The organism is Desulfallas sp. Bu1-1, from assembly GCF_015594625.1.
In the GTDB taxonomy this organism is placed as follows: Bacteria; Bacillota; Desulfotomaculia; order Desulfotomaculales; family Desulfallaceae; genus JADNRQ01.
The window spans coordinates 358,913-384,090 of the sequence record NZ_JADNRQ010000001.1 but is presented as its reverse complement, the minus strand read 5'-3'; the positions used below and the strand labels follow the sequence as shown (position 1 = coordinate 384,090).

Sequence of the window (25,178 nt, the reverse complement as noted above, 5' to 3'; positions counted from 1 at the left end):
TAACCCCTAAAACATATGTACTATCTCATAAAATAATGCTTTTCAGCATAAAATCCATAATCCTTGTGGGCAAGATTTAGCATCACACATTATCCCTTGCCTGCGCAGCTCTGTTGCAGCCCATCTGATATCATACTGCCAGGTATAAAACAGGTCATTGGAGTTCCTCAATTCATCTTCATAATGTTGCCATATATACTTACATACTTCAACAATGGTAGCTCTTCCTCCGTATTCCTTTAAAGCTTCAATTAACCAGTTCTGTAAGTCAAATTTGTTTGCCACACTGTTACCCCCTCCACAAAAACATTAATTTTCCTTTATTATTAAATAACTGAATTTCTTTTCAATTAACTTCTTTCTTTCCTCAATGAACTTTTCATAATTCTCCAGTTTCCACAATTCCCTGTCCTTGGGTATCAAGTGCATATCAAGATAGTCATCTGATTTGTCTTTAAACCATTCCTCCGGAGGCGTGTCGCTTTTACCGCCTGCTCCGTTTTCCTGTTGGGTTAGTAGCATTAGATTGGCAATTTGGTCCCTGTCCCACCATTTGTACTTAAGAACATCTTTTCGGCCGGTATTGGGGTTCCTAATTTTTACTGATTTCAACAGGCTTTGCGGGAAAATGTGGTCAACCTGCGGGGTGTTGTTTTCAAATGATGGGTGATAGTTAAAGTCCTTATACCAGATGTTAAAAATCAAATGTATGTTCTTGGACCCGTAATATTGATCAAAAATCGTTTCCCTGGCGATTTCCAGGCTGCGGCCATCAGCCCTGATAACTCCAAAGATATCATTAACTACAAAATCTTGCTTGGCGTCAATTTCCCTGGTACACTTATCGATCAGGTTGTCGGGGTTGCCGCTAAAGGCGCCGGAAATTAAAGTCCTTAAAATATAATCATCTATACCTTTTGCATGACGCCACTTATCTTCATAATGGTACCGGAAATAAATTACAGGTATTAGCACCAGGTAAGATGGTAATGCCTTGTCCGATCTGATATATGTTTTTCCATACAAATAATCCTTTACATCCTTTATGGCGCTGGCTATATGGTCCCAGTTGGCGACAATGCTCTCTCTGGTTGCTTCATCTCTGAATTTGGTTATATTATAGGCGGCTCCCTTGCCCAGCAGAGTTAAACAGGTTTTAAGGATAAAATCACGGTTGAACCCATAACCGGTTCTGTTTAACTCATCCAAAAGTTCCTGCATCTTTTCGTCGGCGTCTTCCCAGCTAACCGTTAAAAGGGAAAACAGCAGGTCCGACTTGCCCAGTACGGTGCCGCCTGAATTTGCCCGGATAAAGATTTCAACTACATCATCCTCAGTGTATAGGTTGGGTTTATCAACGCTGTCCAGTTCCTGGTAGACTATATTTTCTTCCGTCTGAAAAACCCTGACAATCCTTGCCACATTCTTTCTAATGGTTTTCTTTTCGTCAGTAGTTAATTTCCGGTCAAAGCTGGTGATAATATTTTCGCTTATCTCGTCATACTCATCTGTGCTAAATACCAGGTCTTTGAATTTCACCCAAGGCAATTTTGCTTTTTGGCTTTCAATAAATTTGAACCGGAACCTGATATCTTCAGGAGCAACCAGCTCTCCACTTAAAATATCGAAATATAATTCCTTCTTCTCATAACTACCTTTCAGGCCGATAAAAAGACTCTGGAGGCGTTGCTGGCCGTCCAGTACAAGCATTTTTGTTTTGTCGTCGGCGGGGACATAAAAATCGGTCAACCTTAACCCGTGTTTGTAATTGTCAATAAATTTACGCCGGCGAATTTTACTTTTGGTTTTCCAAACCAACAAAGTACTGATGGGGTATTCCCGCATTATTGAGTCAAATAACCGTTCTATTTGCCCTTCGTTCCATACAAAAGGCCTTTGGATATTGGGCAGCCAGAAACCGCCATCTTTTTCCGGGTTATTCAAGTAACCCACCATTTTCCTAATAGTTTCCTTTTGGTTTTTCATGGGTTCCTCCCTGCGGTAATAATCTAATCTTTGATCAATTTAACGGTATATCGGTCAATAAGTTCGAATAAGTGTGGGTAATTCTTCGCCCGGAGAAAAATTTGGTATTCCTCTGCTTTATTGCCGTCCTTCTTACGATATAGATTTTTCCTATAAATCTCGTCGCTAATTACCCGGGTGGATGCCCTATAATTCGGCTGTTCCAATAATACACGAACCATCGCTTCGTGAAGAGTTAACTTTTCCATAAAACCACTCTCCTACTTTTCATCCCGCGGCGGGTGAATATGACTCGGCCAGGGGTGGCCGGGTTTCGGCGGCCACTCGGCAGGCGGTCCAGGTGGCGGGTCCAGCACAGTTTGGTAGGGTTTACCGGTATACATCGCCTTTTTCATTTGGTCGTAGATGTCCAGAATTACTTCTTTGGTGCGGTATGTGCCGTACTTAGCCTCATCCTTGCGTTTCACGATGGGGAAGGTTTCCATAATATAGTCCACATCGTCGCGTTCTATGCCGTAAAGGTGGAAGTAGGCGGCATCCAGCTCACAGCGGATCAAGAAGCGGCGCTCTTCGTCCCAACGGAAGGGTGGACCGTAGTAGTCACAATCTTTGGCAAAGCCTTTTATAGACCAAGATGTAAAGACAAGCTCAAGAACCCTATCCACATAAAAGTTTAATTTTAACGGTAGTCTATTAATCATGTTAGGAGGGATTACGGGAAGCTGGTAGATAATGAAATAACTTAAGTGCATTCCCCCAACTTTCTGCCGAGCTACAAAATCAAGCGCAAAACTATTAAAAACACCGAGCAGAAATGCCGATAATTGTGCATCACCCTTAATTTCGATATATGGAGTTACTTCACAACCAGCCGCTCTTGGAATTATTGTACTTATAATGGTACGCTCATTAGTTACGTTAGTAATGTTACGAACTGTTAGGAACCATTGTTTCTGACCTAATTCTTTGGGCATCCGTTCACAGAAATATTGTTCAGTAATATAGTAACGTGCACTAACCTCAAATTTTGAGTCCACTTTTTGCGCCCCTGTGATTTCGCTAATTTCAACAGACCCTTTACTGTTTGTTATAAATGTTGCAAAGCGATGATCAAATTGGTGAATTGTCTTAGCCTCAATCACAGGTATAAGAGTTTTGCAATTTGTTTCTTCTTTTTTAGTAATGAATCTCGAGCTGTCGTCAGTTGTATTAATTAATCTCCATATTTTTGGTGAGTAATAATTTAAAGATGAAAAATTCTCGTTCATAAATATCGGAATCTGGCGATAAATTAATTTGGTAATTTCAGCGTCTTTTTGGAAGCGAAATATTGGACAGGTAAGTGTGTTTGGGTTCACTAACTCCAAATCACTAGCAGTTAATTTAAAACGTCTTTCTTTCTCGTAAATTTGGTCAATTTTTTGAGCGAAAAAGATGAACTCAGCACCGCTTTTAGCTGAGTTAGCAAAGCCGGTAAGGGTTAATAGACAAAACTTGTAACTTCGATGCACTCCAGGAAAAATTGGAGCCTTATTTTCAAAGTCATATAGGCTAACAAGTGTTTTTGAATACATTAAGTGTTTAAAGAAGTGCTTAGTAGTATCATCAGTTGCAATTCCGGAGGGAACAACGCAACCCACGTAGCCTTTAAGTGATACAATACGACTATTTAATTCAGCAAACAACGCAAATGTATTGAATTTCCCGATACCTGTTAATGGAAAAATGCCTGAGTTTCTAATAAATGCAATGGTAGCAGAATCAGTTCGTCGTTGCTTCTGCCATGCTTCTGCCAATATCGTATCTGTTTCTTTTAAGGCTGAAATGGCAGATTTCCTCTTAACACCTTTCAAACAAGCTATTTCAGGATCCCTTAAAGCAAAGAACTGGAGTTCTTCGGTTTGCATTTTTTCCCACGGCGGGTTCCCCAGCACCACATCAAATCCACCCGACCACCCAGCCTGCTCGTTTTCCGGTTTTTCCCCATCGTCGGGCACCCGGAATACATCCGGGAATTCCAGATGCCAGTGAAAGAACTGGTACTGTTCAGCCAGTCGCTGAATTTCCTGGCGTAACCAGTCCGGAGTACCACCGGGGTACTTTTCGATTTTGCGAAATACGTCCTCGGTTATGGGATAGGGCAGTTCCTTAGTTTTTACTTTCTTCCACACAAAGGCGGCACACCAGGCGTCGGCTAAAAGACGGCTGTTGCGGTAACCGTCACTATTTATGCACTCCCGGTACCGCTCCTGCTTACAGCGGATGCCATCAATGGAGCCGTCGGCAATGGCGTCTATTCCGGTCAAACAAGTGGTCAATTCACCAAGCTGCGGCCAAACCTCCCCGGCGTCGTCGAACAGGCGATCCTGCCTGTTTTTCCTTTCCTCCTTGTTAATTCTTTTGTAATCCCTGCAAAAAGCTTTATCATCGCCCTCGATGGGTTTAAAGGCATCGTCTGGAATACCGTTTTTCAAAAGGGCCGGGGTGGCTCCAAGCAAACTGTTGCCGCACTTGATACGGTGGTCCAGGAAGCTAAGCGGCTTACCCGGCTCCAGTGCTTCCATCCACAGGCTCACTTTGCAGAGTTCCACCGCCATTTCGTTGACATCCACGCCGTATATACACCGGCCAATGACATCCCGCAAAGCGCTGCGCTGTGCTTCCGGCGCCGGCTCGTCGTCGCCGGTACGCACTGCTGCCAGGCGCTTGGCCACGCGGTGGGCGGCGGCAATGAGAAAATGGCCGCTGCCGCAGGCCGGGTCGCATATTTTAAGGTTGAGAATGGCCTGTTCCGGGTTTGGTTTCTTCACGGCTTCGTCCAACACCGGGTCAAGGGCCGAATCCAAAAGGCAGTTAATCAAGCTGGTGGGTGTATAGTAACTGCCGGTGGTCTTGCGCTCGCTGCCGCCCGCAGTTGTGAGTGTAAATGTACCGGCGTCCGTGTCGAGGACCGGGTGCAGTTCCAGCAGGGATTCGTAAACGCTGCCCAGTTCGTCGGAATCCAGGTTTTTGAAATCCACCGGCCGGCGGGCGTAACCATCAGTGGTAAATGCCAAGGCCCGGACGGCATCCAGCAGGTCGCGGTTGGTTATTTCGCACCCGGCAAGGTCGGGCAGCGCCTGGGCGGACCACAGGAAACTGCCCAGGGCTGGCAAGCCCAGCTCGGGACATCCTTCATCGCTCCCCAGTTTCTCCATTACCAACCGCAGTCCTTTGAACAGGTCGGCATGTTCGGTGCCGCGGCGGCGCTGGGCCAACCGGCGCAGCCTGCGGGTAGAATAATAAAGATTATACCGGTCACGGGAGGTCGATGGTGCTTTGGGGTCCAGTAACAAACCCCTGTCCTCGGCCACAAACAGGAACAACAGGCGGTAAACTATGCGCAAGAGCTGGCGGTAGTAATCTTGTGTTTTTAATTTTCCCGACCGGAGTTTTTCACGCAGCTCCAAGTTGGCGGGATGGGTTAAAAAGCCACGGCCAAAAGCCGTGATAGATTCTTCAACACCGTTACGGAGTTGATCCAGTACCCGCGTGCCCTGCTCCCCGGCGGCCCGGAACCATTTCTCCAGCCAGCACTGTTCCGGTCGGGCCGCTTCCACCCGGGACTGGTGGCACAACAGCCACAGCAGAATAAAGTCGGCGTATACTTCCCCTTCCATCATGCCGGCCAGGTCAAATTCCACGTAAGCCTGCCGGGTAAGGCTGGCATTGTCGCGCAGAATGCGCAAGGTATAGCCGTTGGATAAGAAAGCCCAGAGGTGATCGTCGGAGCGGTTTAAAAATTCCTGCACCAGGCTGTGCGGGCTGGTGCGGGCCGCCCCGGCAATACCGGCAGTGCGCCGGTCCAGGTCGACACGGCAGCCCACCAGGTGTATTGGCGTATGCTGCCAGCAATGGGATATGGGGTAACTCTTGCCATCTATTTCAGTTGCTTTGGCGGTCAGCAGGCGGCCGTAGCCCAGTTCCTGGAACAACACCAGCAGCCAGCGTTCACGAGTTACAGTGGTGGCGGGGTCATCCGGGGGCAGCTTTTCCAGGGCTGCTTTAAAGGCGGCCCAGACACCTTGCAGGCGGTTCCATGAGCGGTTGATTGCCTCGTTGAGCCTTTCTCCTTTGGCCAGATGGTAATCTTCGGGAGCAAGACCGTCCAATTCACGGTCACCTTTGACTATGCGCTGCAGCAAATCCGGGGGCAGGATGGCTCCCTCAGTGCGGATTGTTGTAAAAACATCTTTTTGTTGCGTTTGCATAGTTACCTCCTCAAATCTTCGGCAGGTAAATATAAATACCCAGCAAATCAGGCGGCAACTGCGGCACGATGCTATAAGTTACACCCTTCTGGCGGGAAGCCGTGCGTACCCGCCGGTGGGCTTCCAGCAATTCTCGGCCTTTTTGCCGGGCTACCTCATCCAGGTGGGGCCTCAATACATCAATGTCCTCAATTACCCGGCTCAAAAATTCACTGGCCTGATCAGGATCGACATTGGCATCCGGTTGTGCTTGCAATAATGCTTCCGCAACATTAGCATCAAGCCATTGGGCTTTCCGGGGGGAACCGGAAAATGCCAGCAACCGGCAATCTTCGGCCAGCAAAGGTATCTCCCTTCCGCCCCGTTTGGTTATTATATGATAACGGAACCGTGCCAAGAGCACTGTAGTGCGGCGGTCTACCCGGCTGGTACGGATAACACCGCAACGCCGTGCCGGGGCCTTAACGAGGGGATCCAGCGCCGTATTCATTATGTAGGAGGCCAAGTTTTCCACCACCGGGTGGGTGCGGCTCAAATATAAAACAGTGTCTTCTACCGGCGGCTGGAATCGAGCTGTTATTTTGTTTACATGGCCCATCAGATCCCTTAATGAAGCAGGTGTCTCACTTAGATCAAAGCAAACCGTATCGCTGCCTTGGACAACAGCGCCACAAGACCGAAAAGCTTCTTTAACAAACCATTCCACATCCACACCGGAGCCAATGGCATCCCGCATAGCCTTTAATTCCCGGGCCACCTCGTCAACCTTGATGGATTCCTGGGCGAACATGGTGCGGGAACGTTTTTCACGAACAGAAACTTCATCCCACTTGGAAAAAAGCTCTTCTTTGGTGGGCGTTAAATAATCGCCAAAGTCAAGGGTTAGCTGGACGTATTCGGTTATTTTCTGTTCCTTGAGCAGCAGCCCTTCAAAAATGGCTTCCGCCACCGAGTTGGCGTCTACGGGTACGGGGACGGAAATTCCCAAAGAATTACGGATTTTTTTATGTTTCCTGATCAGTACATCAAGCACTATACCGTCAATCTGGTTATTGATGCCATAGTACGTCAGAACACGCACTTTCTTTTTCAGCTGGCCATAGCGGTCAACCCGACCCTCGCGCTGCTCGTGCCTGGTAGGGTTCCAACTGAGGTCATAATGAAAAACAGCATCAAAATAGTTCTGCAGGTTGATGCCCTCGCTCAGGCAGTCCGTTACCACAAGTACTCGCCTGGGTGATTCAGCCAACTTGAGAATGCGCTCCTCGCGCTCGCCATGCGGTACGTTTCCTGTGACCACCGCCACATCCACATCCTGTGGCAGCTGCTTGCGAAGCTGGTCAGCCAAATATTCGGCGGTGGGTATGAACCGGCAAAACACAATGGGGCGGTATCCGTCATCCAACAGTTCACGAATTAACTTGACCGCTTTGTTCAGTTTGTTATCTTTTTTTCCGTATAACTTCTCCGCCGCCCTGGCCATTTCCAGCAACTGGCGACGGATTCTTTTATCTTCTTCGGTTTCTTCACCGGGATCGCTGCCGGGAATAATGTCTGTACCGTCGGCTGCCTCATCAAGATCCATGTCGAGCACGGTGCGGCGGCCGATCTCGTCGGCCTCTTCCACGGTTTCGGATTCAGCGGCGGCAGCCCGGTTCCTTAAAGTTGCAGCAGCGGCGGCCGGGCTGCTGGCCAGGGAGCGCAACAGGGCCAGGGCCGACCACCAGCGTACCCGCTGGCGGTGGCTTTGATTATCCAGGTGTTTAACAGTTTCCCGCGCGTAACGCAGAACACGTTCAAACAATTTTTTATAGTCATCGGATAAATGGTAAGTTTCTTCGGCTTCCTGGCGTTCGGGGAAAGGTGTTTCGGTTTGCATGTAGTGCCGGATGTCCGCCCGCCGGCGCTGCACAAAATGCGCGGCCAGCCGGCGCCGGTATTGCTCGTTTTCCTTGCCCAGCAAGCTGTCCGGCAGGTTGATAAAATCTTTGTTCAGGAAGCTCAAAAGTGATCTGAATGCATCTTCTTTACCGCTATGCGGCGTGGCCGTAACCAAGATCAGGTGGCGGTCCGGGGATTCGGATAAACCTTTCAACAGCTGGTACCGCTGGTGTCTTGAGCCGCGGCCATGCTCAGCATGGGCGAAGGTGTGGGCTTCGTCAACGATAACCAGTTCCGGGCAAGTGCGCAAAAACTCATCGCGGCGGCGGTCGGATTTGATAAAATCAGTTGAAACCACTACATAAGGATAAACATCAAAAAGAGACTGTCCAAAACCACAGTTCTTCTCAAGGCGCAAAGCGGTACTGGACAATACCAGTTCAGCTTCAATATGGAATTTTTCTCGCAGTTCCGCCTGCCACTGTTCGGCCAGGTGTGGGGGGCATAGAACAGCCAGCCGCTGCACTTCCCCCCGGTCTAAAAGTTCCCGGGCAATCAGGCAAGCTTCCACCGTTTTACCGATACCAACGTCGTCAGCAATAAGAATGCGCACCGGGTCCAGTTTTAGCGCCATGAGCAGGGGCACCAGCTGGTATGGCCGCGGTTCAACGGCTATGCGGGCAAAGGAGCGGAACGGCCCGGCGCTGGAGCGGAACCCCAGCCGCACGGCATCCCGGAGCAGGCGGCAGGACCGGTAGTCCCCCACTTGCGCCGGGTTCGGCAGGTCAAACTGCGCCTGTTCAACTTTTTCAAGGGACAAGCAAATGCCGGTGACCTCGTCTTCAGTTCCTCCCAGGGGACGCAAAACGACAAGGTTATCTTCCGATTCAGGCAGGACAACCCATTCCCGGCCCCGCGCTTTAACCAGTGATCCCACAGCGAATTTCATATTCTCCTCCTGAAATACTCTTAATTATTCTTAATTCTCCCGAAAATAGACGGGTATCTGGCAATAAGCTCAGGCCAGTTTTCTTGGTGATTGAACCGAATAACGAGGTAACCCATGTCTTCCAGGCACTCGGTTTGGTCCCGGTCCCGCTGGCGGCGCTCCGGGTAGTCGTGCGGTGGTCCGTCGATATATATAACAGCTTGTTTATCGTCATAAATAAAGTCCGGTCTGGTATTACATTGAGGTATAAGAACCTGGGATCTGGATGGCAACCGGCAATCATTATCTTCTAGGAACTTTAGCCATTCTCGTTCCAAATTCGAACCGGCTTGTCTCATTAAATTCTCCAAGTGAGCCGACCTTGGCAACGCCACAGGTGCTCCCGCAACCTGAGCGTTGGCCAATCTTAAAAGATATTCCTTGATTAATTGGCGATCCAACAGGCTATGATCTCTCTGATTGCCATAACTCATCAAACAGTTATAACAGGCGGCCTCGCAGTCTTCTCTGGCACCCGGCGCCCGCCTCATGTCGTTTCCGGTGTCCGGGTCGAAATGGCAAAGCTGTAGCGCCTGTCGAGCCACCGCGGCAAGATCACGCGGTTCATCCACCAGGCGGCGCAGCACTCCGGCCCCACCTTCGGCGGCCTCGTAGAATAGAATATAGTTGCGTTTATCCTCGTTTGGCAGGGGCTCGGCGGCCAGTTCGTTATCTTCAAGTTGATAATGTATTTGAATGGCATTCTTAAGCGCAGCCTGCAATGACGCCATTACATTGTGCTCTAAACGTTCCACGGGTTGTAAAATGAGGCAGTTTTTTCTGTCCTCGACATATGGAATTACACGGGTAGTGTGATTACTAAGGCTATCTTGATTATCGTCATCAGACAAGTCCATTTCATTTTTGGCCCAGTAACCGCGCTCGATGTCCAAAACAAAACCGTATTGATCTTTGTTCCTGCGCCGGCGCCAGCCGAGATTTATTCTCCAAAGAGTGGCTGTATGGCAATAAGATAGTTCAGCAAGCTTTTGGCCGTTTTCTTCTACCGAAGCGGTACGGTACGTCGCCTGGCCGTCCCGTTCTTCAAAACGCACCACGGTTCTGATTTCATAACCCCGGCGCAAGCGCTCCTCTTCATCTGAATTAATCCGTTCCCGCCTTTTGGTTGACACGTTTTGGAGACGGAATAATTTTTCCAACGGCGCATCCAGTGAATTATTGCAGCGCTGGCAGAGGTCCGGGCCGGCACCGCCGGTTAAGGGGTGCAGGTAGCCGCAGGCGGGGCATAGTTTTGCCTCGGTGGTTGGCAGCTCCCCCTCTGCGGTTGGGCTGACGGGTAAAATAACTTTATTGATTTGATAACGTGACCCTTCATGATAAATAAAGTTTTGAGGGCCAAATTCGGCAATGGCAAGAAAACGCGCCCGTGACAAAAATTCATCACGATTGTTCACCCGTCGACGCCCCGGAATGTAAGCGGAAAGAGGCAAACGCGGGAAATTGTAGCCCGGCAGGAAGCCCTCGCTGGCAAAATAGCGGTAGCTGTAAAAATCGGACTGCATGATATTATCGGATTGCAGCAACAGTTCCAGTTGAGATTCGGCTTCCTGGCGCAGCCGCTTGGCCATTCTTTTATCTTCAGCGCTGCGGGATGCGTCACCAATTATCCTATTCTGAACTTCCCTCTGACCCAATGCGGCCCGGTAAAGGTCGCGCCAGCGGTCGCAAGCACTCTCGAACGTCCTTGGAATGCGGTTTAATACATCACTAATCCAGTTGTCACTGTACCAGCCAGCAGTAATTAATTCATCTTTAATATCGGCCAGTACTTCGTGCGCTCTAACCAGCGCCTTTTGTCTTGGAGTTTGGGCATTTAATCTATCTTTGATCGATGGCAGCAACTCTAAAGTTGGTTGGGTTCCATCCAAATCAAGTATATCTTTCAAGGAAGTGCCAAGATCCAAATCCGCTTCTTTTAACCATATAGCCTGGACGTGGGATTGAATAAGGTCCTCGTTGGCAATATCCAGGCGGGGCGGCGAAACCGCACCGGCCACCATAAGCTGCGGGCGCTTGAAGAAATACTGGTCATGAGAACTGCCGGTGGAGCAGTAACTGAACACCAGTGCCGGCTGGCCGCTACGGCCGGCCCGCCCGCTGCGCTGAGCGTAATTGGCAGGCGTGGGTGGTATGTTGCGCATATTGACCACATTTAATTGAGAAATATCCACACCCAGTTCCATTGTCGGTGAACAGTATAAGATAGGAAGAGTGCCTTCTCGGAATTTCTGTTCACGCTCAATCCTCAGCTCATACGGAACCTGGGCCGTATGCTCGCGGGCCTCAATACCTCTGGTTTCAAAGGCCATTGTTTTGTAGAATTCAACGAAAAATGGATTGGTACGGCTGCCTTCTTCCGGTATGTTGGGTACGCGGATGGGATCGTGAAAAGCTCTGGTCCCATCCCCGCAAACCCAAATCAACGATGATGCAGTTAACTGGTAACCGGGCACATCATCCCGGGGCTCATCCACCACTTCTACAAGACCGCCAATGCGTAAAGCATTTAGTATTTGCTTGATGATCTCCTTGGTATGATCCCAGCCAATCTTTTCTTTATATTGGGGGAAAGTGGTGCGCCGGCGCAGGTATTGTCCGAAACCGCTGCGCTCCGACAGGTAAATATTACCCCTGAAGTCTTTTTTGGACCTTGAACGAGACCTGGGGTAAAGTATAGTGGCAAACTGCATTTTTTCATTCTCATCAATGGCCCAGGGAAGTTTTAAATGCTGGTTGCTTTGCTGTTGAATCCGTTCCTGAAATTCCCGGTTTAAATAATCCACTTTGATGGCCAGTTCCCGCCGCATATAATCCAGCAAAACTTTGGCTACTTTCTTTCTGGTTTCCGGGTCGGCCGTTACCAAGGCCGGGTGGCATTCCTGCCATAGGTCTTCGGCCTCGCAAACTTCATCGAGAGAGGCATACTTAATTTCCAAGAGGCCACACTGTTCCAAATTAGGCGAAGTAATACGCCAGCCCCGTTTTAGATCCAGGTAAAGCCGGTATCCTAAGACATTGCGTAAAGCCCGCTGGGTATCGGCCAGGGCCTGGAAGCGAACATTGGGATCAACTGCGTAAAGTTCCAAAGGCAGGTTAAGGGTGTTAAATACTTTTTGAGTTAATTCATCGTGCCGGAGTCCATCCGGACCTGCTTCATAAACTGCACGGTACAGAGCGGATCTTAATAACCCGATTTCAATAAAATCGTTAAAATGCCCGGCTTGCAACGACGCATCCTGGCGGTTATCGGTAAAACTTAAAAGTTTTCTGGCTTTTTGTTCGAGAGTTTCTTCTTGTTGAAGGTGCCGGACCGCTGACAATGTTAATATGGTTGTAGCAGTACTACGACCTTCCGAGCCCAGTGTGGACAACTTGGCAAAGTCATTAGACTGCCGTGTTCCATAGGACACGCCGCAGTGCAAACAAAACCGGAAAGGAACCGGGATAAAAAAGAATTGTTCCCCATCCTTATCCTCCCGTCCATCTGGTTTTATGTAAGTTACCCCGGGCAGATCTTTCACGCGATTGCTGCGAATTCGTCTAACCCCTTTATGTTCTTCCACCCAATCATCAGGTACCTTATTAATAACTTCTGCATCATCTACAGGCCAGGGATTTGCAGAGTTGCGAAATAGAAAGCCGGATGTATTTTCTTCTTCATCGCTTTGGTTATCATATGGGTCTCTAGGGGTAAATATCCTGAGACCTGTTGATTTATCGGTAATAAAGTTTACGCTGTAATATTCCTGTCCGCATTCGCGGCAAAAGGCCAGGGGGAAAAGTATCCGGTTACGGTCATTGGGTACAAATTGCTGGCCCTCAGTGGTAATATATCTATCCCGTTCATTCTCTAAAGAGGCATAAACTGTGTCGCCCCGGCTGATAAACTGGTGTAAACGGAAGGCAAAGACGGGGAAACCTGTTTCGGGGTGTTTACATTTATACCCGGCAAGCAGCTTATCTTGAATTACCTGAATACAGCTATTTTCACCGGTTCCGGTTAGCTTACTTAATTCTTTGGCAGCGCCTTCCGGACCCGAAATGCAGCGAGGGGTGCTACGAATCAGCCGGCCGCTTTCCGGTTCCGTGGTAATGCCAAAAGTAGTTTCAATCCAGATGGATAGTGGATCATTAATAAACTGGTGGTAATCATCCTCGAACATTGTGCCAGGGTTTTGTATTCTTTCTTTGAGTTCTTGTACAAACCTTGGATCTGTAAGCTCCTTATCGGGTGTAGCTCGCTTTAATGTTTCCATAATAACTTGCTCCGGATCAACCCGGGAGCCAAAAAGAAGTGATGCCACTGCACTAACTTCGGTCCTCTGTTGATTATAAGTGCCTGTTCCAGCCAAAGTGGCGGAGGTACCGACACACTGGAGATTTTGGCCGCCGCAATAATTCCGAAGCCTGCGAATAAGCATGGCAACATCGGCATCCTGACGGCCACGGTAGGTATGCAATTCGTCCAATACAAGAAACTTAAGGTTTTTCGCTGCATTAATCAGGTTTTTATCCTTTACCCTGGTTAAAATCAATTCGAGCATGACATGTTTGTCAGCAATATATCGGGCGGGTTTTCAATAATCCGCTGCTTCTCCTCTTCACTCTCCTGTCCAGTGTATTTCTCAAATGTAACAGGATACTGCCCTTCCGGGTATCCGTAACAAAGAAATTTCTCCAATTCACCGTACTGGCTGTTAGCCAGGGCATTCATTGGATAGATAACAATGGCCTGGATTCCCCGGCCGCTGCCATGTTGAAGTATGTAGTTTACTATGGGAATGATGTAAGCCAAGCTTTTACCGGAACCGGTGCCGGTGGTGAGGACATAGTTCTTTCCCGACCGGGCGGCCTTGATGGCGTCGACCTGGTGTCTGTGCAACCGCAGTGGTTGCCCTATTCCATCTAAATCTTTATTGCTTCGAAAGATTTTACTGCATTCCTGGTGTAAAGTGCCGTTGTTTACCAACTCGTCCACCCATTCACCGGGTTCGAATGAAGGGTTCAGCTGAATTAGCGGTTCAGGCCAAAGAAGCCCGTCATTTAAACATTTCTCCGTGTAATCATGAATTCGCTTGTCACGAATTTGGATAAAGCTGCGAATATATGATGAATAATCGTGAATTAAGCGGCGGTTTAATTCGAAAACGTTCATCGTTGACCTCCTTTGTTGTTAGAGTACCGGTCAATTTTTAGTTTATTTTGAGGTATTTAAGTATTTTGATTCAATAATTGCTTATATGGTTTTAGTTTAGATAATCGACTAAAATTTTACTTTAATATTTTTTTCAAATATAGCCTAATTCCTGCAAAAAATGCTATTTTATTTATATTTCCCTTTAAACCTGTCAACCGGGTATTTTTTTGCGTTAGCGATCACTTTAGCCTTAACCGCCGTGGTTAAATCCAGTTCCAAAGCATTGGCCATTGACAGGCAGTAGATTACTACATCAGCCAATTCCTCTCGTACCCTGTTCATTGAAATATCATCAATATCACCCTCATTAGACCACTGAAACAATTCCATTAGCTCAGCGGCTTCTATTGCTATGGACATGGACAGGTTTTTCGGGCTGTGGAACTGATTCCACTGGCGCTCTTCCACGAAGGCTGCCACAATGTCTTTAAGTTCCTGGATGTTCGTTGTTTTATCTGACATATTAATCCTCCTTTGATTTACGGCCTACACACCCGGCAGGGCTCGTAACCCGCATCGAGGGCCTCATCTACGGGCTTGTTCCCCTGCAGCTCCGGATTTTCCAACAACCTGTTGCCCTTGTGTCCCACCCGGCAAAAGTGCAGCCTGTTCCGGGTTCTGTTGCTCTTGCTGCAGCTTCACCCCTGTATTTTCCGGCCCGCTTTTTTCTTGCTGACCGCATCCTGAAGCGGCAAAAAGCAGGAAAATTGCCAACAAGCCAACCATAAGTGTGTACCTGCTTAATTTGAGCACCTGTACTCACTCCTTAATACATTTTAGCTATATATTACCACTAATAAAGGACGAGGATTTGTCACGCGGGCAAAAAAAATTCAGGCCCGTTGCTGCCTGGTGATTAATGAAGCTTGATAGAACCCACAATTATTCTTCCCCATCCCTTTTAACAAAAGCATCTACGCCCCGCTCCCTCAACTCCCGCGCGTAATCTTCGGCCCGTTCCCGGGTGGAGAAGGCCCCCGCCTGGACGATCCAAAGGCCGGTGCCGGTTTTCTCTTTGCCATAATCATGCTCTGCCCGGGGCAAGAGCTGATCCGGATCGGCCGGCATTTTGGCAGCTTTGTGTTGGTTTTGGGGTGGCGCCTGATCCGGGCCGGCCGGCACTGTGGAAGCGTTGTTGTGGTTTTGTGCCGGCGCCCGGTCCGTGGCAACCGGCATTTCGGCAGCGTTACGTTTATTTTGGAGCGGCACCTGATCCAGACCGGTTGTTGTTTCGCCCGCCGCGTTCCCGGGCGACGCCGGGGCCGGGCGGGCCTGCCTGTTACTATCGCCATCCTGCGTTACAGTTTGAGCCGGGCGCTCCCGCACTTTTTCCCGCACCTCCGCCAGCGGGAAGTACCTTCCCGGGCATGCTGTTGCCGCACCCGGCACCTCCCGGTGGCCAAGCACATTTTGTGCCGGGATATGGTATTCCTCCATCAGTTGAGCCAACAACTCAACAAGGGCATACACCTGCTCCGGCCTGGGCGGGTGTTCCTCCAGGTTGCCGATCAGCGCAATGCCGATGCCCTTGGTGTTCATGCCGGCCGCCCGGCAGTGGGCCCCGGGCTGGTCCAGGGACCTGCCCGGAACCACCAGGCCGTTTCTCTCAATCACAAAGTTGTAACCGGTATCCCGCCACCCCAGGCTTTTGTGGTAACGCCTCACCTGTTCCGCATCCTTTTCTTCCGCGCCGGTGTGGTGGATGATCAGGTACTGCCAGTTCAAGACCCTCCACCCTCAATCAGCCGCCGCGCATCTTCATAATCCACGCCCCCCTGGCGGGCCACCACCACGGTGAGCAGGGTGATGGACTTCTGCAGCTCCTTGATCAACGGCTCCAGCCGCACCAGGAGGTAGCCGGCCACCACCATCGGGAAACCGTAGTTGGCCGCCAGTTTCATAATTTCTTCCATGATAATGTCCCCCTTCGCTGAAACGGATTTAGATCATACGAACTCCGCCAAAAACAAAATAAGGTGGGGTCTACCTCCCCACCCAATCCCCGGGCCGTTACTGCTGCTGCTCATAGATAACACTTACAGTCCTGTCGATGATCCGGGCCTCTTCCTTCGCCACCAGGTCGCCACCGCTGGTGGTAAAGATGTTGCTGGCGATGATCAGATCCATCGCCGAAGTGACATCGTTCCCGGTAAGGGTGTCCCGCGGGTCGGTCAGCGATATGGTCACCCGCCCGCCGGCCTGGTTGCGAAAAGTCATCTGCAGAGTTTTCGTGGTTTCAGCCATATTGTCACCTCCCTTTTAGGGATAAATATTAAAGATTATACGGATTCCTCCAGCCGGTCGACCTGTTCCCGCAGTATACTGATCAAAGGATGCACCTGCAGCAGGGCCAGCGCCTGCATCACGTTATAGACGTCCACTCCCGGCGCCTCGGGCTTGATGTTCCGCAGGATCTTCCTCCTGTATACGGGGTTGCCGTCGTTGTCGACGCCGGTTTGCAGCACCAGGGTGCCGGATACTTCCACCGGAACGCTGTTGACAGCCATGTTCTCACCTCCAGGTATTTGTTTTTTGGCGGCGGAGGGCGGCCGGTGCTCCCGCCGCCAAAAGGAAAAGGCCGGAATTTTCCGGCCATTTTCAAACTAACACAGGCGGTTACAGTAATCAAGTGATTTTTTGATTAACCTGTAAAAATCCACAGCGGCAAACGACCAGGGGGTCTTCCGGAGCGAACCGGGCGCCCCGGGTGCGGCGTTTGGCCCCATAGCGCAGAAAGCCACGCCCGGAAAGGGAAGATGGTATTGCCCGCGCAGGACTTTATTAGCTCTTACATGCGCACATTTGGACCGCTGTGCAGGTATTTATTGGGTCACATTCTAACCTGGCACTATAGTACAACTTTTGGGCGCATACCTGGCCCACTGCACAGGAAATTGCGCTAAAGAGCGGGGTAATTCGCCGGCCCCATACCAGCTTCGCCACCACCGCTATAATGATAGTAAGAGCAATTGCGCGAAAGAGAGAAATAATCCTACCGGAACGCCGGATACAAATACCGATTTTAACAGGCATGGACCAGCTCGCTCCAAATCTAAAGTCAACTATTTATTATCAGGTATAATTTGGTGCGGAGAATGCAACCACAAAATGACCGGCGCATCATCCAGTTATTTAACCAAAAAAAGTAAGGAGTATAAACAAAAGCATTACTATACCTGTAATTTCGGCAACAGAACCAAACAATGTGATAACGAAAAAATTAATAAGGAACTGGTTGAGTCTCATGTACTAAAAGAACTGGAACAGAAAATATTCAATGATTCCGTTGTCCCTGTTATAGCGAAAAAAATATATCGTTTTTATCACCAGCAGCAAGGGGAATACGCGAAGGAAACCCGGCAAATTGAAAAAGAACTTGACAATATTAACAAGCAGGTTAATAACCTGGTTAACGCTTTAGCAGTTGGAGGTATCGCGATCCAACCAATTATAGAACAATTAAAAACGCTTGAAAATAAAAAAGCAATCCTGGAAACCCAACTCCGCGAGTGGCAGATTAAATCACATAAAGATATCATCAATGAAGAATCAATTATTATGTACCTCGAAGAGAAAAAACACCTGGTAAAAAATAAAAACCCGGAAACTCAAAAAAGAGTAATCCAGGAGTTTGTGGAAAAAGTTATTGTCTCCAAAGAATGCATAGACGTTCTCTTTAAAATAACTGTTGATTTGAGTGGTGGAGGCGGGGGGAGTTGAACCCACCGTCCGAAAGAAGAGCCACAGGACTTTCTACGAGCGTAGGTTGTGTTTTAGGCTTCGCTCCGTTGGCGCCCACAACCAGGCTCCGCTGGAGCTATCTCGATGAATGTCCCCTTATACCTCCGAGAATTGGCATAAGGGCGAGCCTGTTAGGTCGACACCCCGGTCCCTTGCCACAGGCGGGCGCGGGTGGGATGGGCTGCTTTAATTAAGCAGCCAGTGCGTATTCTTCGTTGGCAGTTATTTTAACTGTCCATCGTTTGACGGGCTGATGGAACCCCGGCTCGCTTATCCTGCCACTAACTTCCCCCGTCGAAACCATTTCGCCCCCATATCTTAAATCATTGCCTGTTCCTGTTTTTCATGGCCCGGTCCATTTCGCGCTTGGCGTCGCGGGCAATGATGTCTTCGCGTTTATCGAATTTCTTTTTGCCCCGGGCCAGTGCAAGTTCAACCTTGGCCCAACCTTTGTTGTTAAAGTAAATCTTCAGAGGGATCAAGGAAAAACCCTTTTCCCTGGTTTGCCCGAATAACCGCATAATTTCCCGCTTGTGCATCAGAAGCTTGCGCGGGCGCTTAGGTTCGTGATTAAACCGGTTACCCTGCTCGTAAGGGCTTATATGCATATTATATAATACCAGTTCACCGTTTTCAACACGGGCGTAGCTGTCCTGAAGGTTCGCCTTGCCCGCGCGAATGGACTTTATTTCAGTCCCGGTCAGGGCAATGCCGGCCTCGTAGGTTTCTTCAATATGGTATTCATGGCGGGCTTTACGATTGGTAATTGTTTTAGCCGGCATTAGTCACACCTCGACAATCAAAGCCCTGCTACCTGTAATAAGGAGAGGGCTTTTGGTAAGCATTATAACAAGGTTGGCATTGTATAATTATATCACTAACAATTTATTTGTCAATAGGTTACAGGCCCATCTCTCCCGCAATGCCTTGCATGGCTTCCAAGCCCAGGCCGAGGAATTGTTCCAGTTCGAGGCCCATTTCCGTGCATGATGTGATGATTTCCCTGTTGGCACCCCGGGCAAAAGACTTTTCACCGAACTTTTTCAGGAGAAATTCCACGTCGATGGCGGAGAGCTTTTTCTCCGGCTTAATTAGTGCTGCGGCCACGATTAAACCGGTCAACGGGTCAGTGGAATACAGGGCTTTATCCATTAGCGATTTTCGTGGTAAGCCGTGTGCTTCATTGTGCACCTTTACCGCATAAACCACATCTTCGGGTAGCCCCAACTCAGCCAGGAGCTCGGCTCCTTCCAGGCTGTGCCGCAGGGGATCGTCTTTGGTACGATCGTAATCGATATCGTGCAGCAGGCCGGCCAACCCCCATTTTTCCTCATCCTCGCCAAAGTGCCGGGCCAGGCGGCGCATTACCGCTTCCACGGCCAGCGAGTGTTTAATTAGATTTTTTGTCTTTAAATGTTTCTTTAACAATTCGTATGCTTGGTCCCTGGTCATAGTCAACCTCCACGTTAAATGTTTATATTTGCGCCGGGTCAATTTTTAAAAACTTGGCCCTGGCGTTAACGGCAGTTTTGCCACCAGGCAGAACAATCCGGCCGGCCATTAAAAAAAGCCTGTTCCTTTTTTCTTCCTCACACCAGGATTCTACCGTGATTTTAGTTTTCACCGGCACCCCCAGGCTGTACCTGGTGGTCATTTCAGCGGTCATAACGGAAATCCCTTTAAACCAGAGCCACCAGGCCATAGTTTCATCCAGAAGGGCGGCAATCAGGCCCCCGTGCATGTACCCGTTCCAACCCTGGTGCTCTTCTCCCGCGGTAAATTCAGTGCGACAAATGTCGCCTTCCATGACAAATCTCAGCTTGAGCCCAATGGGGTTCTTATCACTGCAGCCAAAACACATATGGTTACCTTTTCCGGTGTTATTAAACAGATGCATTCACCCCCGGACTCTATTTTTACATATTATAACCCATTATGGCAAGGGTTACCTATAAGTGGTTAATACCTGCATTATCGAAAAACATGAAAAACCGGCCTTCAGCCGGTTAAACTTCAACACCGTGGATGTCTTCCTGGACCTGTTGCAGCAATTTTTCTCTTTTGCTAATCCGGTCCTCCAGTTCCTTAATTCGACCGGGTTCACCACCGGTCCGCTTAATCTCAGCCAGTTCCTTTTTATTTTGAACAACCTCCCGTTCCAGCTCATAAGCAAAATTTGTCTTCTCACTGAAATTCATGCCCTTTTTATACCGCTGTGCGGGATCGCTGTAATCCAAAAATACCCCTCCCTGTACCGTGTTTAGTTTAAATATTGCCCCGGGGCGGCAATAATATGCGCCGCTTGAGAGCAAGTAAACAAGGGCTGGCCTTTAAAACCCCGGGCGTTTATAATAAACAAAATAGAACGAATAATATTTGCCGGGAGGTTAAAGAGGTGAATAAGTTACAACTAGCCGTGGCAATTCTGGCGTTTATTTTTGCCGCCAGCTTGATCCCCATGAGTAAAGCGAAAGTTAAAGGCAAGGGCGTGCGCGTATGGCGTATAATCACCCTCACCCTGTTGATGGTCGCCGCCGCGCTGGCGATGTTTTCCCCGGCTTTCAGCGGAAAATAACAGTTTTGTAAATAAGTTATCTGTTTGATTTTCGCAAACTAACTGTTGGCGATAGATAGCGATAAAGACTCAATTGAAATTATCCAAATATATTGATTATATAGTTATTACAGTTACGACAGGCCTGACCCCAGGCTGTAAAGAAAAAAAGCCGGGTTGTTATACCCGGCTTTTTTTCTTTACAGCCTGGTGAGCAGGGGACCAAGGATCAGGGAAATGGTTCCCGCTACCTTGATCAGCGGGTTCATGGCCGGACCGGAGGTGTCCTTACAGGGGTCACCTACAGTGTCACCGATGACGGCGGCCTTGTGCGGCTCGCTCTTCTTGCCGCCCAGGTTACCGGCCTCAATGTATTTCTTGGCGTTGTCCCAGGCGCCGCCGGCGTTGGCCAGGAACAGGGCCAGCAGCACGCCCACGGTGGTCAGGCCGCCCAGGAATCCGGCCAGGGCCTTGGCACCGAGCAGGAAGCCCACCAGAGGAGGCACTACAACGGCGATAATGCCGGGGAAGATCATCTTGCCGATGGCCGCCTTGGTGGCGATGTCCACGCAGCGGGCATAATCGGGTTTGCCGGTACCTTCCATGATCCCGGGGATTTCCCGGAACTGGCGGCGAACTTCTTCCACCATGCCGAACGCGGCTTCACCCACGGCGCGCATGGTGCGGGCGCCAACCAGGAACGGTACCGCGCCGCCAATGAACACACCTACCAGAACCATGGGCTCGGTCAGGTTGACGATAAACTCATCCAGTCCGAACTTGTGCTTGACTCCGTCAACGTAAGCGCTGAACAGCGCCAGGGCGGTCAGAGCGGCGGAACCGATGGCGAAACCTTTGGCGATAGCCGCAGTGGTGTTACCCACGGCATCCAGCTTGTCGGTTCTCTCACGCACTTCCGGAGGCAGTTCAGCCATTTCAGCGATACCACCGGCGTTGTCAGCCACAGGACCGAAGGAGTCCATGGCCACAACCATACCGGCGGTGGAGAGCATACCCATGGCGGCCATGGCAATACCGTAAATGGCCCACATGGCGCCCTGTCCTTCCGGAGCGTTGGCCGATACGGCCCAGAACGCGAAGTAAATGGCACCGGCAAACACCAGCATGGGGATGAAGGTGGATTCCATACCTACAGCCAGGCCGTGAATGACGTTGGTGGCCGGACCGGACTTGGAAGCCTCGGCAATCTTGATCGCCGGGGGTCTCAAGTTGGATGTGTAGTACTCGGTGAGGTAACCCACGGCCACGTTAACAATGAGACCGGCCAAAACAGCCATAAAGATACCGGTGGAAACGTTACCGAAGCTCGGGTCCGCAAAGATCGCCTTGGCAATAAACCAGGTGCCGATAGCAGTCAAAATATTGGTGGTCCACAGGCCGACGTTCAAAGCAGCCTGCGGGTTGCCGCCTTCACCGGTGCGCACGGTAAAGGTGCCCAGAATAGCGGCGACGATACCGGCTGCGCCGACCAGCATCGGGAACACAACGCCCGGGAAACCGAACAGCGTGTTGCCGATCAGCATGGCGGCAATGGTGGTGGCCGCATAGGACTCGAACAGGTCGGCGCCCATACCGGCGGTGTCACCGACGTTGTCACCGACGTTGTCCGCGATGGTGGCGGGGTTGCGCGGGTCGTCTTCCGGAATACCGGCTTCAACCTTACCCACCAGGTCGGCGCCCACGTCGGCAGCCTTGGTATAGATACCACCGCCGACCCTGGCGAAGAATGCGATCATGGAAGCGCCGAAAGCAAAGCTGTTGATGATCAGCGGGCTTTTAAAGATGATATACAGAACGGAAACACCCAGCAAGCCCAGGCCGGCAACGGAAAGACCCATTACAGCGCCGGCGCGGAAGGAAACCTGCAGGGCCTTGCCCAGGCCGTGGCTGCGGGCGGCCTCGGCGGTACGGGCGTTTGATTTGGTGGTACTGTTCATGCCCAGGTAACCGGCAATGGCGGAGCAGATAGCACCGACCAGGAAGGAAATGGCGGATGCGGGACCTACGGGCAGGTGCCCGCCCTCGGGAACTTCAATAACATACTGGAGAGCCCATAATATAATGAAAACTACGATTGCAAAAGGAGCAAGCGTTTTATACTGGCGATTCATGTACGCCATGGCACCCTCTTGGACGGCCTCGGAAAGCTGCTTCATTTTGGGCGTGCCCATGCTTTCCTTGAGCACCTGGGACATGGTGAACAGGGCGAACAGCAGCGCCAGAGCGCCGGCCCCGGCGGCGTAATACGCCATACTGATCCACTGTTGTTCCACTTAATTTTACCCTCCTCTTCCCCAAAAAATAGTTTTTTCACAAGCAACTCCATACTCCCTTACATGCTACATCAAAGGTTTGAAATTCACCTCCTCACCCTACATGTCCAAAAAAATTATAGCACAGGGAGTAAAAATTGACAATTCTTCAATCATTACTAAAAACAGCGAAATTTATTATGCCGGGATTAAATTTTGGCGAACAAAAAATCCGGGCTGGCCCGGATTTTACCTTGATAATATTACAAGTATCAACGACGTTGCAGCAAAGGCGATGGCCACGTACACCGTTATTTTGCTTAAGAACTCATCCAGGCCTTTTTTCTTGCCGAAGAAAGTTTCCGCACCGCCCGCTATTGCCCCGGACAGCCCGGCGCTTCTTCCCGATTGCAATAGTATTACGGCGATAAGCCCCAAGCAGAGTAATACATGTAATATTGTTAAGATTATTTTGCCAACCACGTTATTCTCCTCCTCATTGATTAAAGACATTTTAATATACCTGGGCGGAGAAAGCAAGTATTTATTAGTCGCCGGGCACCGCAGTAAGCAGGCGCCGGAGAAAACAATTCCAGCAAGGGATTATTCGCAACTACGCAAGTATAAAAATTTGATTCAACTGCAAAAACATCGCAGCTACAGGCGATCCGGCGGATTTCCGGAGTGAGTGGAGCACTGGATGCGGTCCCTAGCCCGTCATATCCCCAAACCATGACCCCTTAGCGGCGTGAAGAAGTAGTTGGGCAGTATGTTGCAAGCGTTAACTAAAGTTGCTCCAGCCATAAAAGTAAAATTGCGAAACAAACGGAGGAAACTGCCGGATCGCCAGATTCAAGTACCGGTTTTTGCAGCAAAATCACCAACACAAAAGCAAAGCAAAAAGCCGCCGGGGCACATTATCTTACAGGTAAATGCGCACCTGGAAACGGTGAACGCCCGGTCCAATTACCGCAAGTTATAGAACACCTTGCGCCCCTTGAACAGCGCCGTTCCCGCCAGTTCCTCCTCAACCCGCAGCAACTGGTTGTACTTGGCCACCCGGTCGGTGCGGGATGGAGCGCCGGTTTTGATCTGACCTGCATTCACAGCCACGACAAAGTCGGCGATGGTGGCGTCCTCGGTTTCCCCGGAGCGGTGCGACACCACCGCGGTGTAACCGGCCTGTTTGGCCATTTCAATCGCCTCCAGGGTTTCAGTGATGGTGCCGATCTGGTTCAGCTTGATTAAAATGGAGTTGGCCACCCCCGACTCGATTCCGCGAGCCAGACGCTCGGTATTGGTGACAAACAGGTCGTCCCCCACAAGCTGCACCTTGTTACCCAGGCGCCGGGTCAACAGTTTCCAGCCTTCCCAGTCATCTTCGGCCAGGCCGTCCTCAATGGAAATGATGGGGTACTTCTCCACCAACCGGGTGTAGCAATCAACCATCTCGGCCGCTGTATAGGAAATGCCCTCCCCGGCCAGCACATACTTGCCGTCCTTGTAAAATTCCGTCGATGCCGCGTCAATCGCCAGGGCCACATCCTCCCCGGGACGGTAGCCGGCGGCTTCAATGGCTTCAACCAGTACCGCCAGCGCCTCCTCGTTCGAGCCCAAATTGGGGGCAAACCCGCCTTCGTCGCCCACCGAGGTGCTCATGCCCTTTTGTTTCAGCACTCCCTTCAAGGTGTGAAAAACCTCCGCGCCCATGCGCAGCGCCCCGGCAAAATCCTGCGCCCCCACCGGCATAACCATGAATTCCTGGATATCCACGTTGTTGTCGGCGTGCTTGCCGCCGTTCAGGATGTTCATCATGGGCACGGGCAGCAACCTGGCCCCGGCACCCCCCAGGTAGCGGTACAAGGGCATTCCCAGCGAAGTTGCGGCGGCCCGGGCCACGGCCATGGAAACGCCCAGAATGGCATTGGCGCCCAGCTTGCCCTTATTTGGGGTGCCGTCCAGATCGATCATGGTCAGGTCGACCCCCACCTGGTCCAGGGCATCGAAACCGACAATTTCCGGCGCGATCTGCTCGTTGACGTTTTCCACCGCTTTAAGTACCCCTTTCCCCTTGTAGCGGGCAGGGTCACCGTCCCTCAACTCCACCGCCTCGTAGGCACCGGTGGAAGCCCCTGAAGGAACCGCCGCCCTCCCGAGGGTGCCGTCCTCCAACAGCACGTCCACCTCGACAGTGGGATTACCCCTGGAGTCAAGAATTTCCCTGGCTGTAATATCAACAATAGTTGTTGACATGGTCAAACCTCCTCACAAAATGGAATTTAAATTG

At 50.3% G+C, this 25,178-nt stretch carries 21 protein-coding genes and 1 other RNA gene; 2 read left to right on the top strand and 20 right to left on the bottom strand.

The genetic code is table 11. From position 1 onward, the window contains the following. Positions 1 to 42: 42 nt before the first annotated feature. The 12 genes from IT084_RS01715 to IT084_RS01660 all read right to left on the bottom strand — a co-directional run bounded on the left by IT084_RS01715 (position 43) and on the right by IT084_RS01660 (position 16,830). Entirely contained in the window at positions 43 to 285 is a 243-nt protein-coding gene (locus tag IT084_RS01715; RefSeq protein ID WP_195710512.1) for a hypothetical protein, read from the bottom strand. A gap of 24 nt (positions 286 to 309) precedes the next feature. Beyond that, positions 310 to 1,986: a DUF262 domain-containing protein gene (locus IT084_RS01710; protein ID WP_195710510.1), complete on the bottom strand. Its 1,677-nt coding sequence runs from the start codon at positions 1,984 to 1,986 to the stop codon at positions 310 to 312. 23 nt (positions 1,987 to 2,009) lie between these two features. Continuing rightward, a complete protein-coding gene (locus tag IT084_RS01705) occupies positions 2,010 to 2,234 on the bottom strand; it encodes a hypothetical protein (protein WP_051273674.1) in 225 nt (74 codons plus the stop codon). Positions 2,235 to 2,246: 12 nt separating this feature from the next. Next, positions 2,247 to 6,236 (bottom strand): Eco57I restriction-modification methylase domain-containing protein, encoded by a 3,990-nt coding sequence (locus IT084_RS01700; protein ID WP_195710508.1) that lies wholly within the window; start codon positions 6,234 to 6,236, stop codon positions 2,247 to 2,249. A 10-nt stretch (positions 6,237 to 6,246) separates the two neighbouring features. Beyond that, positions 6,247 to 9,066, bottom strand: coding sequence for a helicase-related protein (locus tag IT084_RS01695; protein WP_195710506.1), 2,820 nt, complete (start codon positions 9,064 to 9,066; stop codon positions 6,247 to 6,249). Between the two features lie 20 nt (positions 9,067 to 9,086). Continuing rightward, entirely contained in the window at positions 9,087 to 13,670 is a 4,584-nt protein-coding gene (locus IT084_RS01690; protein ID WP_195710503.1) for a helicase-related protein, read from the bottom strand. Continuing rightward, the gene (locus IT084_RS01685; RefSeq protein ID WP_195710501.1) at positions 13,658 to 14,281 is read right to left on the bottom strand and encodes a DEAD/DEAH box helicase; all 624 of its coding nucleotides are present in this window, start codon (positions 14,279 to 14,281) and stop codon (positions 13,658 to 13,660) included. Before IT084_RS01685 ends, IT084_RS01690 begins: the two co-directional genes overlap by 13 nt. A 168-nt stretch (positions 14,282 to 14,449) precedes the next feature. Continuing rightward, positions 14,450 to 14,785 (bottom strand): nucleotide pyrophosphohydrolase, encoded by a 336-nt coding sequence (locus IT084_RS01680; RefSeq protein ID WP_195710499.1) that lies wholly within the window; start codon positions 14,783 to 14,785, stop codon positions 14,450 to 14,452. A 420-nt stretch (positions 14,786 to 15,205) separates the two neighbouring features. Then, a complete protein-coding gene (locus tag IT084_RS01675) occupies positions 15,206 to 16,048 on the bottom strand; it encodes an N-acetylmuramoyl-L-alanine amidase (protein WP_195710497.1) in 843 nt (280 codons plus the stop codon). After that, positions 16,045 to 16,236: a YvrJ family protein gene (locus IT084_RS01670; RefSeq protein ID WP_195710495.1), complete on the bottom strand. Its 192-nt coding sequence runs from the start codon at positions 16,234 to 16,236 to the stop codon at positions 16,045 to 16,047. The genes IT084_RS01675 and IT084_RS01670 overlap by 4 nt, the downstream gene beginning before the upstream one ends. Before the next feature lie 97 nt (positions 16,237 to 16,333). Further along, positions 16,334 to 16,567, bottom strand: a complete 234-nt coding sequence (locus tag IT084_RS01665) for a DUF2922 domain-containing protein (RefSeq protein WP_195710493.1) — start codon at positions 16,565 to 16,567, stop codon at positions 16,334 to 16,336. 35 nt (positions 16,568 to 16,602) lie between these two features. After that, on the bottom strand, positions 16,603 to 16,830 hold the full coding sequence (locus IT084_RS01660) for a DUF1659 domain-containing protein (RefSeq protein ID WP_195710492.1): 228 nt from the start codon (positions 16,828 to 16,830) through the stop codon (positions 16,603 to 16,605). Positions 16,831 to 17,185: 355 nt separating this feature from the next. Here IT084_RS01660 and IT084_RS01655 point away from each other — a divergent pair, with 355 nt between their 5' ends. Continuing rightward, entirely contained in the window at positions 17,186 to 18,043 is an 858-nt protein-coding gene (locus IT084_RS01655; protein ID WP_195710491.1) for a zinc ribbon domain-containing protein, read from the top strand. On the opposite strand, the gene ssrA is transcribed toward IT084_RS01655, so the two are convergent. The 5 genes from ssrA to IT084_RS01630 form a co-directional block, all read right to left on the bottom strand. Next, positions 18,022 to 18,377, bottom strand: a transfer-messenger RNA (tmRNA) gene (gene ssrA / locus IT084_RS01650). The two genes, IT084_RS01655 and ssrA, sit on opposite strands and share 22 nt — an antisense overlap. A 10-nt stretch (positions 18,378 to 18,387) precedes the next feature. After that, the gene (gene smpB / locus IT084_RS01645; RefSeq protein WP_195710490.1) at positions 18,388 to 18,846 is read right to left on the bottom strand and encodes an SsrA-binding protein SmpB; all 459 of its coding nucleotides are present in this window, start codon (positions 18,844 to 18,846) and stop codon (positions 18,388 to 18,390) included. A gap of 118 nt (positions 18,847 to 18,964) precedes the next feature. Then, complete coding sequence (locus IT084_RS01640) at positions 18,965 to 19,516, bottom strand: HD domain-containing protein (protein ID WP_195710489.1); 552 nt, start codon at positions 19,514 to 19,516, stop codon at positions 18,965 to 18,967. Positions 19,517 to 19,538: 22 nt separating this feature from the next. Next, the gene (locus IT084_RS01635; RefSeq protein WP_243276643.1) at positions 19,539 to 19,871 is read right to left on the bottom strand and encodes a PaaI family thioesterase; all 333 of its coding nucleotides are present in this window, start codon (positions 19,869 to 19,871) and stop codon (positions 19,539 to 19,541) included. 199 nt (positions 19,872 to 20,070) lie between these two features. Next, positions 20,071 to 20,301, bottom strand: a complete 231-nt coding sequence (locus IT084_RS01630; RefSeq protein ID WP_195710487.1) for a hypothetical protein — start codon at positions 20,299 to 20,301, stop codon at positions 20,071 to 20,073. 158 nt (positions 20,302 to 20,459) lie between these two features. Between IT084_RS01630 and IT084_RS01625 the strand changes: the two genes are divergently transcribed. After that, complete coding sequence (locus IT084_RS01625) at positions 20,460 to 20,639, top strand: hypothetical protein (RefSeq protein ID WP_195710485.1); 180 nt, start codon at positions 20,460 to 20,462, stop codon at positions 20,637 to 20,639. Between the two features lie 179 nt (positions 20,640 to 20,818). On the opposite strand, the gene IT084_RS01620 is transcribed toward IT084_RS01625, so the two are convergent. The 3 genes from IT084_RS01620 to eno all read right to left on the bottom strand — a co-directional run bounded on the left by IT084_RS01620 (position 20,819) and on the right by eno (position 25,144). Beyond that, positions 20,819 to 22,891: a sodium-translocating pyrophosphatase gene (locus tag IT084_RS01620; RefSeq protein WP_195710813.1), complete on the bottom strand. Its 2,073-nt coding sequence runs from the start codon at positions 22,889 to 22,891 to the stop codon at positions 20,819 to 20,821. A 249-nt stretch (positions 22,892 to 23,140) separates the two neighbouring features. Beyond that, positions 23,141 to 23,374 (bottom strand): preprotein translocase subunit SecG, encoded by a 234-nt coding sequence (secG, locus tag IT084_RS01615; protein WP_313885404.1) that lies wholly within the window; start codon positions 23,372 to 23,374, stop codon positions 23,141 to 23,143. 483 nt (positions 23,375 to 23,857) lie between these two features. After that, entirely contained in the window at positions 23,858 to 25,144 is a 1,287-nt protein-coding gene (eno, locus tag IT084_RS01610) for a phosphopyruvate hydratase (RefSeq protein ID WP_195710480.1), read from the bottom strand. Positions 25,145 to 25,178: the final 34 nt, after the last annotated feature.